The sequence below is a fragment of the Arthrobacter sp. 01T419 genome, from assembly GCF_056398865.1.
In genome coordinates this window covers 56,029-69,492 of the sequence record NZ_JBFTQF010000007.1, presented here as the reverse complement: position 1 = coordinate 69,492, position 13,464 = coordinate 56,029, and the positions used below count along the sequence as shown (strand labels likewise).

11 protein-coding genes are annotated in these 13,464 nt (G+C 60.6%); 4 read left to right on the top strand and 7 right to left on the bottom strand.

Translation table 11 applies throughout. The annotated features are described in order from the left end of the window. Positions 1 to 32 precede the first annotated feature (32 nt). The 6 genes from AC1DLO_RS12575 to AC1DLO_RS12550 all read right to left on the bottom strand — a co-directional run bounded on the left by AC1DLO_RS12575 (position 33) and on the right by AC1DLO_RS12550 (position 8,251). Positions 33 to 992, bottom strand: a complete 960-nt coding sequence (locus tag AC1DLO_RS12575; protein WP_441437367.1) for a glycoside hydrolase family 43 protein — start codon at positions 990 to 992, stop codon at positions 33 to 35. A 2-nt stretch (positions 993 to 994) separates the two neighbouring features. Continuing rightward, entirely contained in the window at positions 995 to 1,906 is a 912-nt protein-coding gene (locus tag AC1DLO_RS12570) for a carbohydrate ABC transporter permease (protein ID WP_441437366.1), read from the bottom strand. Between the two features lies 1 nt (position 1,907). Continuing rightward, positions 1,908 to 2,783, bottom strand: a complete 876-nt coding sequence (locus AC1DLO_RS12565; protein WP_441437365.1) for a carbohydrate ABC transporter permease — start codon at positions 2,781 to 2,783, stop codon at positions 1,908 to 1,910. A gap of 69 nt (positions 2,784 to 2,852) precedes the next feature. Then, entirely contained in the window at positions 2,853 to 4,163 is a 1,311-nt protein-coding gene (locus tag AC1DLO_RS12560; RefSeq protein ID WP_441437364.1) for an ABC transporter substrate-binding protein, read from the bottom strand. 499 nt (positions 4,164 to 4,662) lie between these two features. Then, entirely contained in the window at positions 4,663 to 5,667 is a 1,005-nt protein-coding gene (locus tag AC1DLO_RS12555) for a LacI family DNA-binding transcriptional regulator (protein WP_441437363.1), read from the bottom strand. Between the two features lie 151 nt (positions 5,668 to 5,818). After that, positions 5,819 to 8,251, bottom strand: coding sequence for a carbohydrate binding domain-containing protein (locus AC1DLO_RS12550; protein WP_441437362.1), 2,433 nt, complete (start codon positions 8,249 to 8,251; stop codon positions 5,819 to 5,821). A gap of 156 nt (positions 8,252 to 8,407) precedes the next feature. Here AC1DLO_RS12550 and AC1DLO_RS12545 point away from each other — a divergent pair, with 156 nt between their 5' ends. Continuing rightward, on the top strand, positions 8,408 to 9,946 hold the full coding sequence (locus tag AC1DLO_RS12545; protein ID WP_441437361.1) for an alpha-L-fucosidase: 1,539 nt from the start codon (positions 8,408 to 8,410) through the stop codon (positions 9,944 to 9,946). A gap of 70 nt (positions 9,947 to 10,016) precedes the next feature. Here AC1DLO_RS12545 and AC1DLO_RS12540 read toward each other — a convergent pair whose 3' ends face one another. Continuing rightward, complete coding sequence (locus AC1DLO_RS12540) at positions 10,017 to 10,604, bottom strand: DUF1349 domain-containing protein (protein WP_441437360.1); 588 nt, start codon at positions 10,602 to 10,604, stop codon at positions 10,017 to 10,019. 456 nt (positions 10,605 to 11,060) lie between these two features. On the opposite strand from AC1DLO_RS12540, the gene AC1DLO_RS12535 reads away from it, so the two are divergent. From AC1DLO_RS12535 to AC1DLO_RS12525, 3 genes are read left to right on the top strand one after another with little or no spacing between them, the layout of a single operon-like run. Further along, the gene (locus AC1DLO_RS12535; RefSeq protein ID WP_441437359.1) at positions 11,061 to 12,017 is read left to right on the top strand and encodes a transporter substrate-binding domain-containing protein; all 957 of its coding nucleotides are present in this window, start codon (positions 11,061 to 11,063) and stop codon (positions 12,015 to 12,017) included. A 34-nt stretch (positions 12,018 to 12,051) separates the two neighbouring features. Continuing rightward, the gene (locus tag AC1DLO_RS12530; protein ID WP_441437358.1) at positions 12,052 to 12,708 is read left to right on the top strand and encodes an amino acid ABC transporter permease; all 657 of its coding nucleotides are present in this window, start codon (positions 12,052 to 12,054) and stop codon (positions 12,706 to 12,708) included. Further along, complete coding sequence (locus tag AC1DLO_RS12525) at positions 12,705 to 13,382, top strand: amino acid ABC transporter permease (protein ID WP_441437357.1); 678 nt, start codon at positions 12,705 to 12,707, stop codon at positions 13,380 to 13,382. Before AC1DLO_RS12530 ends, AC1DLO_RS12525 begins: the two co-directional genes overlap by 4 nt. Positions 13,383 to 13,464: the final 82 nt, after the last annotated feature.

Sequence of the window (13,464 nt, the reverse complement as noted above, 5' to 3'; positions counted from 1 at the left end):
GCCCGGCTAAGCCACTGAGGCGATTGTTTTGTTTAGTTGGAATAGTCGTCATTTGGAGCTGGGACCCGGTAGATCCCGTTGGTTTCGGCCACGCATCGGATCGTAAGCCTCTCAAAGGTCAGTTCATTGGGCTGGTGAAACACCAGAAAGCGGCTATTTCGTGTTGTGAGCAGCATTGCGTGTCCGCCATCAGATCCAACGAGGGGTTGCGATTCGTGCACCCAAGGTCCGGTGATGAGTCCGGTGGAGCTGCGGGCCACTCCGACTGAATAGCCTCCTTCGCCGCCGCTGGACCAGAGGAGTGCAAGCCCCGCGTCATCGTGGATCACGAAGGGACCATCAGTGATGAACGCGATGTCGTCGTAACCCGTTTCCTCATTGCGAAAGGGTCGTGTCCAGGGCGCCTCGGAGGCCGTGAACAGGAGAATCGGATCCCCTCTCGAGGTTCGCAAGTCGTCACTGAGACGCTGCGCATAAATTGCGCCATCCCCTGCCTGAAGCCATTCATGACAGAAGACCAGCCATGGCGCACCGGAGCGATCCTGGTACAGGGTGCCATCAAGACACATCCATCCACTCGGTGTGACAGGTCCGTCACTCCATGGTTGGAACAGCCCATCTGGGGCTGCTGCTGCCAGCACCTGGGTGCCGCGGCGGCCCGCGCGGTCGGCGAAGGTCGCAAACATCCACCATGTGCCGTTGTAGTAATGCACTTCTGGCGCCCAAAATTGGGTCTCGCCCCAGAATCCAGGACCCGGACGAAAGGCAGGGAAGGGTCCACTCCACTGCTCGAGGTCATCGCTCTCGTAACGGTCGAACCCGGCCCCCGGCCCGTGCCAGGGGCTCGGATCCGTCGTCCCGAAGAGCAGGTAGCGGTCCTCGTACTCCACGATGTACGGGTCTCGGATGCGCAATTCGGACCGTTCGATCGTGGCGTGGCGTGGGTTCGTTGTTTGGAGAGCGGTTGCCTGTTGTAAGTTGTTGTTCGCCATTGTCAGGACTTCACGGCACCCATCGTGAGTCCGCTTACGATTTGCCGTTGCAAGAAGGCAAACACGATGAGTAGGGGCGCGACGCCGAGCAACGCGGCGGGGAAGAGCAAACTCGGGTCCAGGGTGTAGCTGCCAACAAGGGAGTAGGCATTCACCATCACCGTTTTCAACGATGGATCCTGCACGAAGACCAGCGGAATGAGCAGGTCATTCCAGACACTGAGAGTCAGGAACGTGGCAAGGGTCGCAGTGACGGGTCGGAGGAGAGGGAACAGCACAACGAAGAACGTGCGCACCGGTCCCGATCCATCGATCGCGGCCGCTTCCTCCAGCTCGATCGGAATCTGTCGGAAGAACGACGTGTAGAAGAAGATCGCGACCGGAAGGTTGATGGCGGTGTAGGCGAGAATGATTCCCGCGTAGCTGTTCAGAAGGCCAACGTCTCGAAGCAAGAGGTATAGCGGTGCGATTAGTACAAAGATCGGGACCGTCGAGCCCGCAAGGAAGAGGCGGTACACCCACGTCGTCCACGAACGGGTGATACGTGCAAGCGGGTACGCGGCAAGCGCTCCGACGATGATGGTCAAGATCAACGCGCCCGCCAAGACAATGGTCGAACTGAGCACCCCCTGGGTGTAGTTCATCTTCGAATAGGCGTTCGTGATGTTATCGATCGTCAGGCTCGTCGGCCAGCCCAGCGGATCGTTGATCACGTCGGAAGGCGGGCGCAAGGATGTCACGACTGTGTAGGCGAACGGGACGAAGATCAGGATGACGGACATGGCCAGGATCACGTCGCCGACCAGCGATAGGGGCCCGCGCCGACGTCGTGCCCCGGCTCGACGTTCCGCTCGACGTTCCCCTCGGAATGCTGTCGGGGGTGTTGGAGCTGCGGTGATCGTTGTGTTCTCCATGTTAGATTCGCTCCTCGCGACGTCGAAGAAGGGATTGGGTGGCTCCGGCAAACAGCACGACGACAACCAGAAGCAGGACGGCAATGGTCGTGCCATAGGCGAAACTTCCCTGTCCTCCGAAGATCTTTTGGAAGATCAGCATGGTCAGGGTCGTGGTTGAACCGGCTGGCCCACCGTTCGTCATCACGAAGGGGAGTTCGAAAACTTTGAGCGACCCCAGAAGGGAAAGGGTGACGCTTACGGTCGTGGCCGGGGCGAGAAGCGGCCACTCGACCGAGACAAATCTGCGCCAGCCTGTCGCTCCATCCACGCTCGATGCGTCGAGGAGTTCGGCCGGGAGGTTCATGTACCCGGCTAAAAAGATGGCAGCTGAATAGCCCGAAAACATCCAAATGTTGACCAGCGCGATCGCCCAGAGTGCCGTTGACGGATCGCCGAGCCACACATGTGTGAGCGTGTTCAAACCCAGCGATTTAAGGAGGGAGTTGACAGCTCCGTCTGGTGCCAGAAGCGAGTTCCAGACGAACGCGGCCATCACGGCTGACATGAGAGTGGGAACGAGAATGATTGTGCTGCCCAGCTGGCGGACGCGCGGGCGCATGAACAGAGCCCTGGCCAGGACCAGACCGATCGCATTCTGTGCGATGACCACCACGACCGCATACGCCACCGTGACGCCCAGTGCTCGTATGACGTCGCCGTCCTTTGCCATGGCGGCGTAATTCGCCGCTCCGACGAAGTCGCCGGCATTGCCAATCTTGCTGTCCGTGACGCTCAACACGAGCCCCTGCACCAGCGGGTACACAATAATGGCGAAGTACAACGCCAGGGCGGGGGCCATGAAAGCGACGGCTACGAGCGGTCTGCGGTGGATCATCGAAATTCCTTCAATTGAACTGAACGGCAGGGGCCGAGCTGGATGCCACACGGCCCCTGCCGCCGTTGCCTACTTCTTGGGCTTGAGCTTCTCGTCGAGGTTCTTGACCGTCTGATCGATGCTCTGCTGACCAAGCCAGAGGGCCTGTATCTGCTCCTGCAATGTCTTCTCGCCCGCGGCATCCGCCCACGTGTTGGAAGGAAGGATGCGGTACCTTCCCTCGTTCACCGCCGCAACGAAGGCCTTTGTCGCGGCTCCGGACGGGTTCTCGCCGTTGGTGAACGGCGACACTGCATTCTCGGCCTCCAGATAAGGAGAGGCGTTCTTGCTCTCAGACCAGAACTCGACATACTTCTCTGCCGCCGACTTGACCTTCGACTTGGCATTGACGCTGAACATCGTCCCGACAAACAGGTTCGCGTTCGAATCGGCCTTGCTGGTCGCCGGCCACGGGATCAACGAGTCATCCAGCCCGGCCTTCGTGAACGCTGACTGGTTCCACGCGCCCTGCACATAGAATGCGCTCTTGCCCGCCTGGAAGTCAGAGATCCCAGTGCTCCACTCATCAACGCCAAGCTCGCTCTTGAAATCAACAAACCCCTTCGACTGCAGATCCATCAGTTGCTGCAGCGACGACTTCCACGTAGAGAAAGACGCCTTTCCTTGCACGAAGTCCGCGTCGAACGTCGGGTTGTCTTTGTACACGAGCGTGGCAGCAATGGCGTTGATCGCCGCGTCTCCCGTCCACCCGCCCTTGTTGGGCAAAGAAATTGGAGTGATGCCGGCGTCCTTCGCCTTCTGAAGGGCCGCCTCGAACTCGGGCCACGTCGCGGGCGTCGACGTGATTCCTGCCTTCTGCAGCAGGGCGTTGTTGGCGAACAGCGAAATGCCAATAACCTCCATCGGCATCGCATAGGTCTTACCCTCGTTCTCAACGAACGGCTTGATCTCCTTGCGCACCCCGCCCACCCAGGGCTGCGACGACAGATCCTCGAGGTATCCCGAGGATCCCCAGTCCTGAACCTTGGCCGAGTCGGTCATGATGACGTCGGCGGTGTTTCCGGCGAGAAGTTCGGACTGCACACGCTGGGGATATGCAGCTGACGGGATGAATTCGTACTTGAGCGAAATATCAGGATTCGCCTTCTCGAAGGCGGCGTTGATTTCTTTCACGTTCGCCGGCTCGGCGTCGCCGCCTTTCCAGCCATACACCTTCAGGACAGTCTTGTCGCCGGTTCCGCTTGCGCCAGTCGACGAGCAACCCGTCATCAGGAGCGCGGACAGGGCGAGAACAGCTCCCACGACCAGGCGTCCGCGACGGCCTCTAGTGCTGTCTGAAGGAGCAACATCCCTGCGAACAGGTCGGGTGCTGTGATTCATGGTGTCCTCTCCATTGAGAATTTGTAACGCTCCAAATGGGCGCATCTACAGAATGATCTCGCACCATGGATTTGTCAAGTCAGCGCTTTCGACTTCTCAGAGATGCCCGGGAGCGGTGTTCGAGGAATCCTCTGTGAATGTCCCGTAGCGGCGGGCGCCGTCTGGCGCGCGCCGCTACGGCACGCTCCACCGGGGAGCTTTCAAAAAGCGAACGCAGTGACGTCACGAAGGCGATATCGACCCGCTACGCCCGCTTCAATCTGGCAGCGAGAAGCAGGTTCCGGAGGAGTTTGTGTGCGAGGACCGGCTGCATCGGGACCATGGACGGAAGGCCGTGCGGATAGCACCGGAGGCTGAGGGCCGTGCACCCGCGGGCGCCGCAGCGTCCGCCCTTCGGGGAGCCGGTGATGGAGGCTCTGCGGTTCTGCTGGGCAGGGCAGGGGGCAGTCGCTGCGCAGGTGCCGGCGACAACTGATGTGGTTTCCCCGGGGTCAGCGGGCTAAGCGGTTGATTCGCGCGCGACGAGGTGGAACGGAACGCTGAGTTGTTCGGGGACCGAGTCCGGGTCGGTGAGTTGCTTGGCTAGCAGCCGGATCGCCTCACGCGCCATCCACTCTTTGTCGATGAACATCGTGGAAAGCGTCGGTGAAGCAAACCGGCCGTCTTCGATGTCGTCGATTCCGATCACCGCGACGTCCTCCGGGACCTTCAGGCCGCGTCGCCGAAGCGCCGACATCGCGCCCAGTGCGAGCAGGTCGTTCGCGCAGAAAACCCCGTCAAACTCGACGCCGGCGTCGACGAGCTCTTCGATTGAGCGGGCTCCGTCGTCGCGAGTCCAATCCCGAACGGCCGTGACGGGCCCGGCTTCGCGCAGACCGGCCTCCTCCAGCGCCAGGTGAAAACCGGCTTCACGCTCCGACACCACGAATGGGTCACCGAACGTCTTGTCCCCGATCATCACCAGTCGCGACCGGCCCTGATCCAACAGGTGCTTGGTGGCAGTGTGTGAAATCGCCACCGAGTCAATGCCGACGCGATCAACGGACGACAACTTCGATCGCTCACCCAACAGCACGAGCGGTGCCCGGCCACGCCTCAGTTCGATCTCTTCGTCCTCGATCACCGATGGGCTGAAGATGAGACCATCCGCGGAGCCCAGATTCCACGAGTCCGCAGCTTCTCGTTCACGCTCCAGGAGATTATCGGTCTGCTGAACGATCAGGCGCATCCCGGCATCGTCGGCTGCGGCAACCGCGGCCCGCGCCAACTCGGCGAAGTAGGGCTGCGCAAAATTGGGGATCGCAAGACTCACGAGACCCGTCCGCCCTGAGACGAGATTCTGGCCAATGGCCTGGGGGCGGTAGCCGAGTTTTTCGATGGCCGCGTTGACGCGCTGGCGCATCGATTCCCTAACATTCGGATGGTTTCGGATCACGTTCGAAACGCTGCTCTTCGAGACGTGCGCCTCGGCGGCGACGTCTTCCAGTGTTACTTGCCGGCCCATTCCCGTCCTTCGATAATTAACTCGCCGCGCCTGAAGATCCATCGGCCGGCGGCCGATTTGGAGCGTAACAAAGACAGTAGCGTACGAAAGACAGTAGCGCGATGTGGCTGTGTCGGCGATTTGCCGACACAGCCACAGATTGAGTTGGTGACTAGCCCACCTCTTTCAGCGCGAGGTCATCGCATGCCCCGGCCGCCGATCCCGCGTTCTTGTAGCAATAGACGGTTGCTTGCGTGCTGGCAGTGCCCGTGGTGAACACCACTGCCGCGGGAGCGTATGTCGCCCCGGCCACCGCGTGGAATGACTCGGCAGCGCCGAATGACTTGACGCCGAGAGCAATCTCCTCGCCCGCCACCGCATGCAGCCACCCCGTGAGAACGTACGTCGTGCCGGGCCGGAGCCCGTTGATCGTTTGCTGAACCCCACTGTTCGCCGGTCCCGTCGCGAGCCCGAACGACCCGCTGTGGGCGGCACCAGCGTTGAGGCTGACGGGGACTGACGACGACGGCGTCCAGGGTGATGGAGAGCCGGTCTCGAACCCTCCGTTAGACACCAGGCTTCCTGGGTTGGTGAGCTTGACGATGCTGAAGTCGTCACAGAAGCCCGGGCCGGTCCCGGCGTTCTTGTAGCAGTAGATCGTCGCGGTCGTGTTGGTGGATCCGGTCGTGAATGCCACCGTATTGAGCGCCCAGGCCGTGTCGGTCGATTTGCTGAAGGTCTCCGTTCCGCCGTAGTTCTTGACTCCTATCGCGAGCTGCTCGCCGACGACACCCACCTTGACCCATGCCGAGAGGAGGTACGTGGTCGAGGGAGTGAGCCCGCTGACAGTGTTTTCGGCTCCGCTGTTCGCATTGCCGGTCTGCAGGGCAGAGGGGCCGTTCGACCACGTACTTGTCGTCACTGACGATCCTGACCCACTCAGCGTCCAGGGCGTGAGGGCTCCCGAATCAAAGCTGCCATTTGGAACAAGATTCGTGCTGGCTGTCTCATAGGCACCGATACTGGGTACAGCCGCAACCGGGTTGCCGACGAAATCCCGGCCGCCGTTCGAGGCGATGGGGACGCCAGCGCCCAAGGCGGGCGAGGACTCGCGCGGCTGATAGGCCGCCGCGCCGCCCGATGCCTGCGTCGCGGATTGCAGCGGACCGACCAACTGTGGCGACAGATAGATGGTCCCCGTCGTCGGCTCATTGTTATTGCGCGGCCCATACAGCAGGTTGTTGGCGAAGACGGAACCCGTCGTCTGCAGGTAGCCCTTGGATCCGAAGTTCAGCACCAGGTTGTTTCGGAGCTTGTAGGAACCTGACTGCGTATTGCCGGTTCGCGTTCCGATCACCGATGTCGCCCGTCCGGATGAGATATAGATCGTGTTGTTGTAGATGTCCGGAAGGGGCGCGGCTGAGCCGCTCTGGTTGGGGATGGCCCCGGGAAAGTCAAACACGTTGTGAGCTCGGTTGAAGTTGCTGGTAATCGGGCAACCGGCCGTGTTCGTATCGTCTTCGCTCACGTTGTAGCGGACGACCGTTCCGTCGCTTGGGGGTTCGCTCCCGATCTGCTGCATCATCAAGAGAAAGCCACCGGAGTTATTGCGCGAGTAGTTGTACTGGATCGTCGTATTGTGGTTGCCCCAGTCGACGTCGAACGCCATGCCGTCCTGCTGGTTGATCGTGCACGCCACTGTGTTGTTCTGGATCGTCGTGTCGCTGCTGCCGGCCACCCAGATTGAAGCTGCGGCCGTATTGCAGATGTTCCCGGAGGGCGGGCAGCCGGTCGTCGCTTTGACCCCGCCGTATGCCGCATCATTCCCGTCAATCAGCGCTCCAGCGCCGTTGACGACCAGGATGTCGTCGCCGCCGGAGTACCGGATGTTGTTGTTCAGGATGCGAACGTTCGTCGTCTGGCCCGTACCACGAGCGTTGCCGTCTGGTGTGACAGCAATGGCGATGCGGTCGACGTGGTCGAAGGTGTTGTTGGCGATCGTGATGTCGTTCCAGGTGGAGACGGACGCCGTCTGGTCGGTCTGGACGCCGATTCCCGCGTTCGACGAGTACCAGCCGCCTGACCATCCGGAGATATTGCGAACCGTCATGTTGGTAATGGAAATGCCCGAGAGCGTCGTCCCCGACGAGTTCTCGACCAGCACTCCGCTCCTGAACGCGGGGGACGCCGCGGCGTTACGGACCTCGAGACCCGAGAGTTGCCACTGCTGGACGTTGAGGAGCTTGATCACCGCACCCACCACGCCGTTGCCATCGATGGTCGGGCTGGCACCAGATCCATAGCTTGTGATGACGGCGGGGCTGCCTGCCGCTCCCGACCCGGACGGTGTCAGCTGACCAACGCAGGTCGTTCCCGCCTTGAACAGGACTCGTTCGCCAGGGCCGAACTGCAGGGAGTTCACCGGTGCCAGCGAATTCCACGGACTCGCCTGAGTCCCCAGGCCATTCGTGCTGGCCGAGCAATCAACGAAGTGGTCTGATCCTGCAGCGTTTGCCACCCCGGCGTTGCTTTGTGCCGCCACCGTGAGGAGTACGGCGGCGAGGAGGGAAAGCATGGCTCGGGGACGTTTCGGACTTTTCAGCATGGGATTTCCATTCCATTCTCCTTTGAACAGTCATATCCTTGGAGCGCTCCAAGTTGAGGTACACTGTCCTGCAGAACGCCCAATGCTGTCAACCTTCCAACAGGTCGGCTTGGCCCAAAAACCTCGATTCGATGACGCTCGTGAGAAGGATCCACAATGACGTTGCCCTTGATCAACCCTGACGACCTCCCCGTTCCGGTCGATGTTTCTGATAACACCGCGGCGTTGGCGGGCGTGAAGCAGGTCATCGATGCCGGGCCCTACGACTCGACCTGGGAGTCGCTACAGAGGTACCGGGCACCGCTGTGGTATCGCGACGGCAAGTTTGGGATCTTCCTCCATTGGGGAGTGTTCTCCGTCCCTGCGTTTGAGGACGAGTGGTACTCCCGCTCCATGTACCTGCAGGGTACGAAGTCATTCGAGCATCACATCGCCACATACGGAGCGCAGCGCACATTCGGGTACAAGGACTTCATCCCAAGTTTCACCATGGACAAGTTCCAGCCCGACGACTGGACCGCGCTGTTCAAGGAGGCCGGGGCGCAGTTCGTGGTGCCGGTGGCCGAGCACCACGACGGTTTCGCCCTGTACGACACCGGCCGTTCGCGGTGGAGCGTGACGCAGATGGGCCCGCGCCAGGACGTGTTCCGGCAGCTCGGCGACGCAGTGGATCGTGCCTGGATGGTTCTCGGCGCGTCGAGTCATCGCGCAGAGCATTGGTTCTTCATGAACGGAGGTGCCCGGTTCGACTCCGACGTTCGCGATCCCGCTTACGCGGACTTCTATGGACCGGCCCAGCGTGAGGAGATCGCTCCGAATGAGCGCTTTCTCGAGGACTGGCTTCTGAGGTGTGTCGAGATCGTCGACAAATACCGGCCGCAGATCTTCTACTTCGATTGGTGGATCGAGTCGGCTGCGTTCGAGCCGTATCTGCGTCGCTTCGCTGCGTACTACTACAACCGCGCCGCCGAGTGGGGCCGTGAGGTCGTCATCAACTTCAAGTGGAATTCATTCGCGCCCGGGAGCGCTGTCTACGACATCGAACGCGGGACGATGGGCGGCATTCGCGACGACATTTGGCAGAATGACACGTCGGTGTCGCGAACATCGTGGAGCTGGGTCGAAGGACACGTGTACAAAGGCGCCGACGAGCTAATTGCCGAACTGGTTGACACCGTCTCAAAAAACGGCGTTCTCCTCCTGAACGTCGGACCGAAGCCCGACGGCACCATCCCGGAAAGGGAACGACAGCTCCTCAAAGCCATCGGGGAGTGGCTGACCCGAAACGGGGAAGCGATCTACGGCAGTCGACCGTGGATCATTCCCGGGGAAGGTCCAACGGTGGTCACGGCCGGCTCGTTCGTCGACACTTCCTCGCCTGATTACACCGGCGCCGATGTTCGTTTCACGACTCGGAACGATGTCACCGGCGACTACGTTTATGCGACATTGCTTGCACATCCGCAGGATGGAAAGGCCAGAATCCGATCGTTTGGAAGCGGCGCCGGGCTCCTTACCCGAGGAATCCGGGAGGTTCGAGTCCTCGGTTCTGCCGACGACGTTGCTTGGCAGCGTTCCGCTGAGTCGCTTGATGTGACGTTGCCGCCCCAATCGTCGACGGCGGCGGGTCCGGTCGTGCGGCTCTATCTCGAAGACGAGGCTCGCCCACCCCGTCAAGACTTCTTGCACGGATGAGGAGGATATCCGTGCTGGGAGACTGCAGGACAGTTAGGGCAGGCGGGGGAGCGCGGCCTTCGATGGGCACCTAAGCGTCGGGGTGCAAGCTGTCGTCCGGGGCTGTCGTTCGCCAGGACGTGAAGAGCACGGTGAGGTTAGGGCGCGAAGGGGCGCAGCAGTAGGGCCCTGCGGTGACGACAGCTTCCGGGTCAAGAGGCGCTACCCTTACCAGCTGCCATAGGTCGTCATCAACTCGGGCCCGGACGGTCAGGGCGTTGCCGGACCTACTGGCCCGGACAGTGACGTACCGGCCATCCCAGCCGGGAACCGGGGACAAAGACCAATCAGATACACCACGCGTCACCACCGCTCCGAGGCTTCCCTCGCCGTCGCTCCACTCGATGCCCGTCTTGATCCATGTCGTGTCATCGACACGGACGAAGATCCCGGCCTGGTCGAACTGGGCCGAGAAATCGAGATGGAAAGACACCTCCATGGCAGTGTCCTGCCCGAAAGGGGCGAGGAGGGCGTGTTCGGTGTCGTGAATGAATCCGTACGAAGTGACGCGCCAGGCGTCACTCTTCTCGACGGCGGTCACCAGCATGCCGTCTTCGGCAAACTCCACGTTCGCAGGTTCGGTCGTCCAAGTTCCCTCGGTCCAAGCAATTTCAGTCATTGTGTCAATTCCTTTTCGCCGCAGTCGGCGTCGGCGTGGCTGTCTTGCTGGCAGGCTTGGACACGGCGTCGCTCGACGTGCCGCTGCCTCCGCAAGCCGTCAAAGCGATGACGATCAGTGCCGAGCCCCAAATCCATGCAGAGCGTTCTCATTCATAGATTTCCCCAGGAAAGTCGAGTGGTACGACGGCAACGGCAGATGAGATAACACTACTGCCTGCCAGAGCGAGGAACGGTACTCGGCAGCCTGACGCGCATGCACGGGTATTCATGACCCGGGAATTGCCGGCACAACCGGCCTAGTCAAAGCCGCAATCAAACGCTGCCCAGACAAATTTGGCGAAACTTCAAATACGATCAAGAACCTGTAGGTTTTCCTATACGATATGAGATAGCATGATTTACATCACAGCAACGTGGATCGAATGAGCCGCGTCCCCACAAGGAAGGACTTGAGATGGCCATCAGCGACAAGACCGAGAACGACACGCAGGAAGCCCAGGCAACCAAGGCCACTGAGCACCCCGGACGCCGCGGGCTCATTGCCGGCGCAGCCGCTGGTGCTGCCGTATTTGGCCTGACCCGCCTCATTCCGGGCGCCGACGGCGGTGCGAGCTCTGGGGGTGCCGGCGCGCCGGACAAAGAACCTTTGGTGGACAAGTGGCGTCGTACAAAGGAAGCCAACCTGGGCTGGGAGTTCTCCACCCCCTTGATGCAGTTCCGCAACTCCGCAGGGGAGCCGGACGGGTTCAGCGTTGAAATGATCAAGATGATGATGGCGGACCTGGACAAGGACATTAAGATCAACTTCACCGAGATGCCCTTCGCTCAGCTGGTCCCTGCGCTGGTGTCGGGCAAAGTCGAAATGCTCGAACCGGTGACGAACCTGCCGACTCGGGCAAACGAGGGCATGTTCGCGGATATCCCGGCGAACTATGCAGCCATCTACGCTCTTCGTAGGCCTGGCAGCACTCTTGAAAAGGACGCCCAACTGAACGATCCAGCCGTGAAGATCGCTGTGATCCAGGGATCCTCGCAGGCCATTATCGGCGCCCAACGATACCCCAGGGCAACGTTCGTTGCTTTGGCCGATGCAACTGTGGCTATCGCAGAGGTTGCTTCGGGCCGTGCGGACATCACGTTGGCATCGATCTTCAATGTCATGAACGGGCTCCGCAACAACCCGGGCCTGACGGTGTTGCCCGGCGATCCGCTGTACGTAGACGTCAACACCTTCCTTCTGCCCCAGGGCGACTTCAAGTCGCAGGTCTGGGTTTCAAACTGGCTTCGCCACCACGCTGGCCGTGGCACGATCGCGACACTGTGGAACAAATGGGTCGGAGATGCGCTCCGGACCGAATTCAAGCTCCCGGTCGTCACCGTCGGACCCGGCGGCGCCCTCATTGAGGTCTAACCGGGATAGCCTCCCCACAGCCACTTAGGAAATAATGCCTGATATGAATTGGGGCGAAGTCCTCAGCCGGTATGATCTCTTCCTTGCCGGGGCAGCAGTGGACATTTACATTGCCCTTGCAAGCTTTGTGCTAACAGTCGTCGTCGGCCTCTGCTTAGCCTCGATGTCCCGCGGAAACGGTTTTTTCAGAACGATTTCCTACATCCTCGTCCAGTTCGTGCGCGGGGCCCCGTTGTACGTTCTCCTTCTCTGGGTCTATTTCGGCGTATCGCAGGTCATCGGCTTCAACATCCCGCCGGTGGCTGCCGTGATCGTCGCGCTAGGCATTGCAACGTCCGGAGTCACGGCCGAGGTCTTTCGATCCTCATTCCTTGCCCTCGACAAGGGACAGGCGTTGGCGGCCAAATCCTTCGGAATGACACGCTGGCAGGCTTACAGTTCCGTGCTGTTTCCCCAAGCAATCCGGATTGCCTTACCCCAGCTGGGGAACGTCTTCGTCATGCAACTCAAAGGGGCCACCTACGCTGCCGTCATCGGAGTCGCTGAAGCCGTTTTCGTAGCCCAGGACATGTCGACAAGCCTGTTCCTGCCGTTCGAGGCCTACGCAGGATTGGCAATAATCCTGATCCTGATGGCCTTCGCGGCGTCCTTTGCCTTCAACCTCGCCGAAAGGGGGCTACGGATCAAATGAGCGACTGGTTCGAAAAGCTTTGGGCCACGTGGGGTCCTGTTCTGGGTTCCACCGGTGCGATCTCCGAGGGCATCTACGTGACACTCGCGGTGACCTTCGCATCCTTCGGCCTTGCCTGCATCGGTGGGCTCATCCTGACCCTGATGCGTCTGAGCGGCCTCAAGTGGCTGGAAAAGACCGCATTTGCATTGACGCAGATCTTCCGGTCGCTCTCGGCTTTTGTTTACATCCTCTTTATCTACTTCGCACTCCCTGCCGTCACCGGCATTCCGATCCCACCCATCGTGGCTGGAATTATCGGTCTTACCATTCTCAACAGCGCCTATATCGCAGAGATCCTGCGCTCGGCCTTGTCCAGCGTTGGAAGCGGCCAGCGGGAAGCGGCGGCCGTTTTGGGCATGTCGGCCACCCGCACCTACACCGACATCATCCTGCCGCAAGGCATCCGGGTGGCCATCCCTTCGTTGGTCAGTCAGTGGACGATCATCCTCAAGGATTCGTCGATCATCGGTGTTATTGGCGTTGCCGACATCATGTACAGGGCAAGCCACACAGCTGCCAAGACCTTCCAATACTTCGAGTACTACACCCTTGTGGGACTCATGTATGTGGTGGTCGTTTTCATCATGACTATCTTCAGTTCATGGGTCGAGCGAAAGCTGCGGATTCCGTGATCTGGTCCCCCACTCATGCTCCCCGGCGGCCTTCCACGGCCGTCGGGCAACAGATCTTCAAGCCAGCGCCCCTTATACGCCA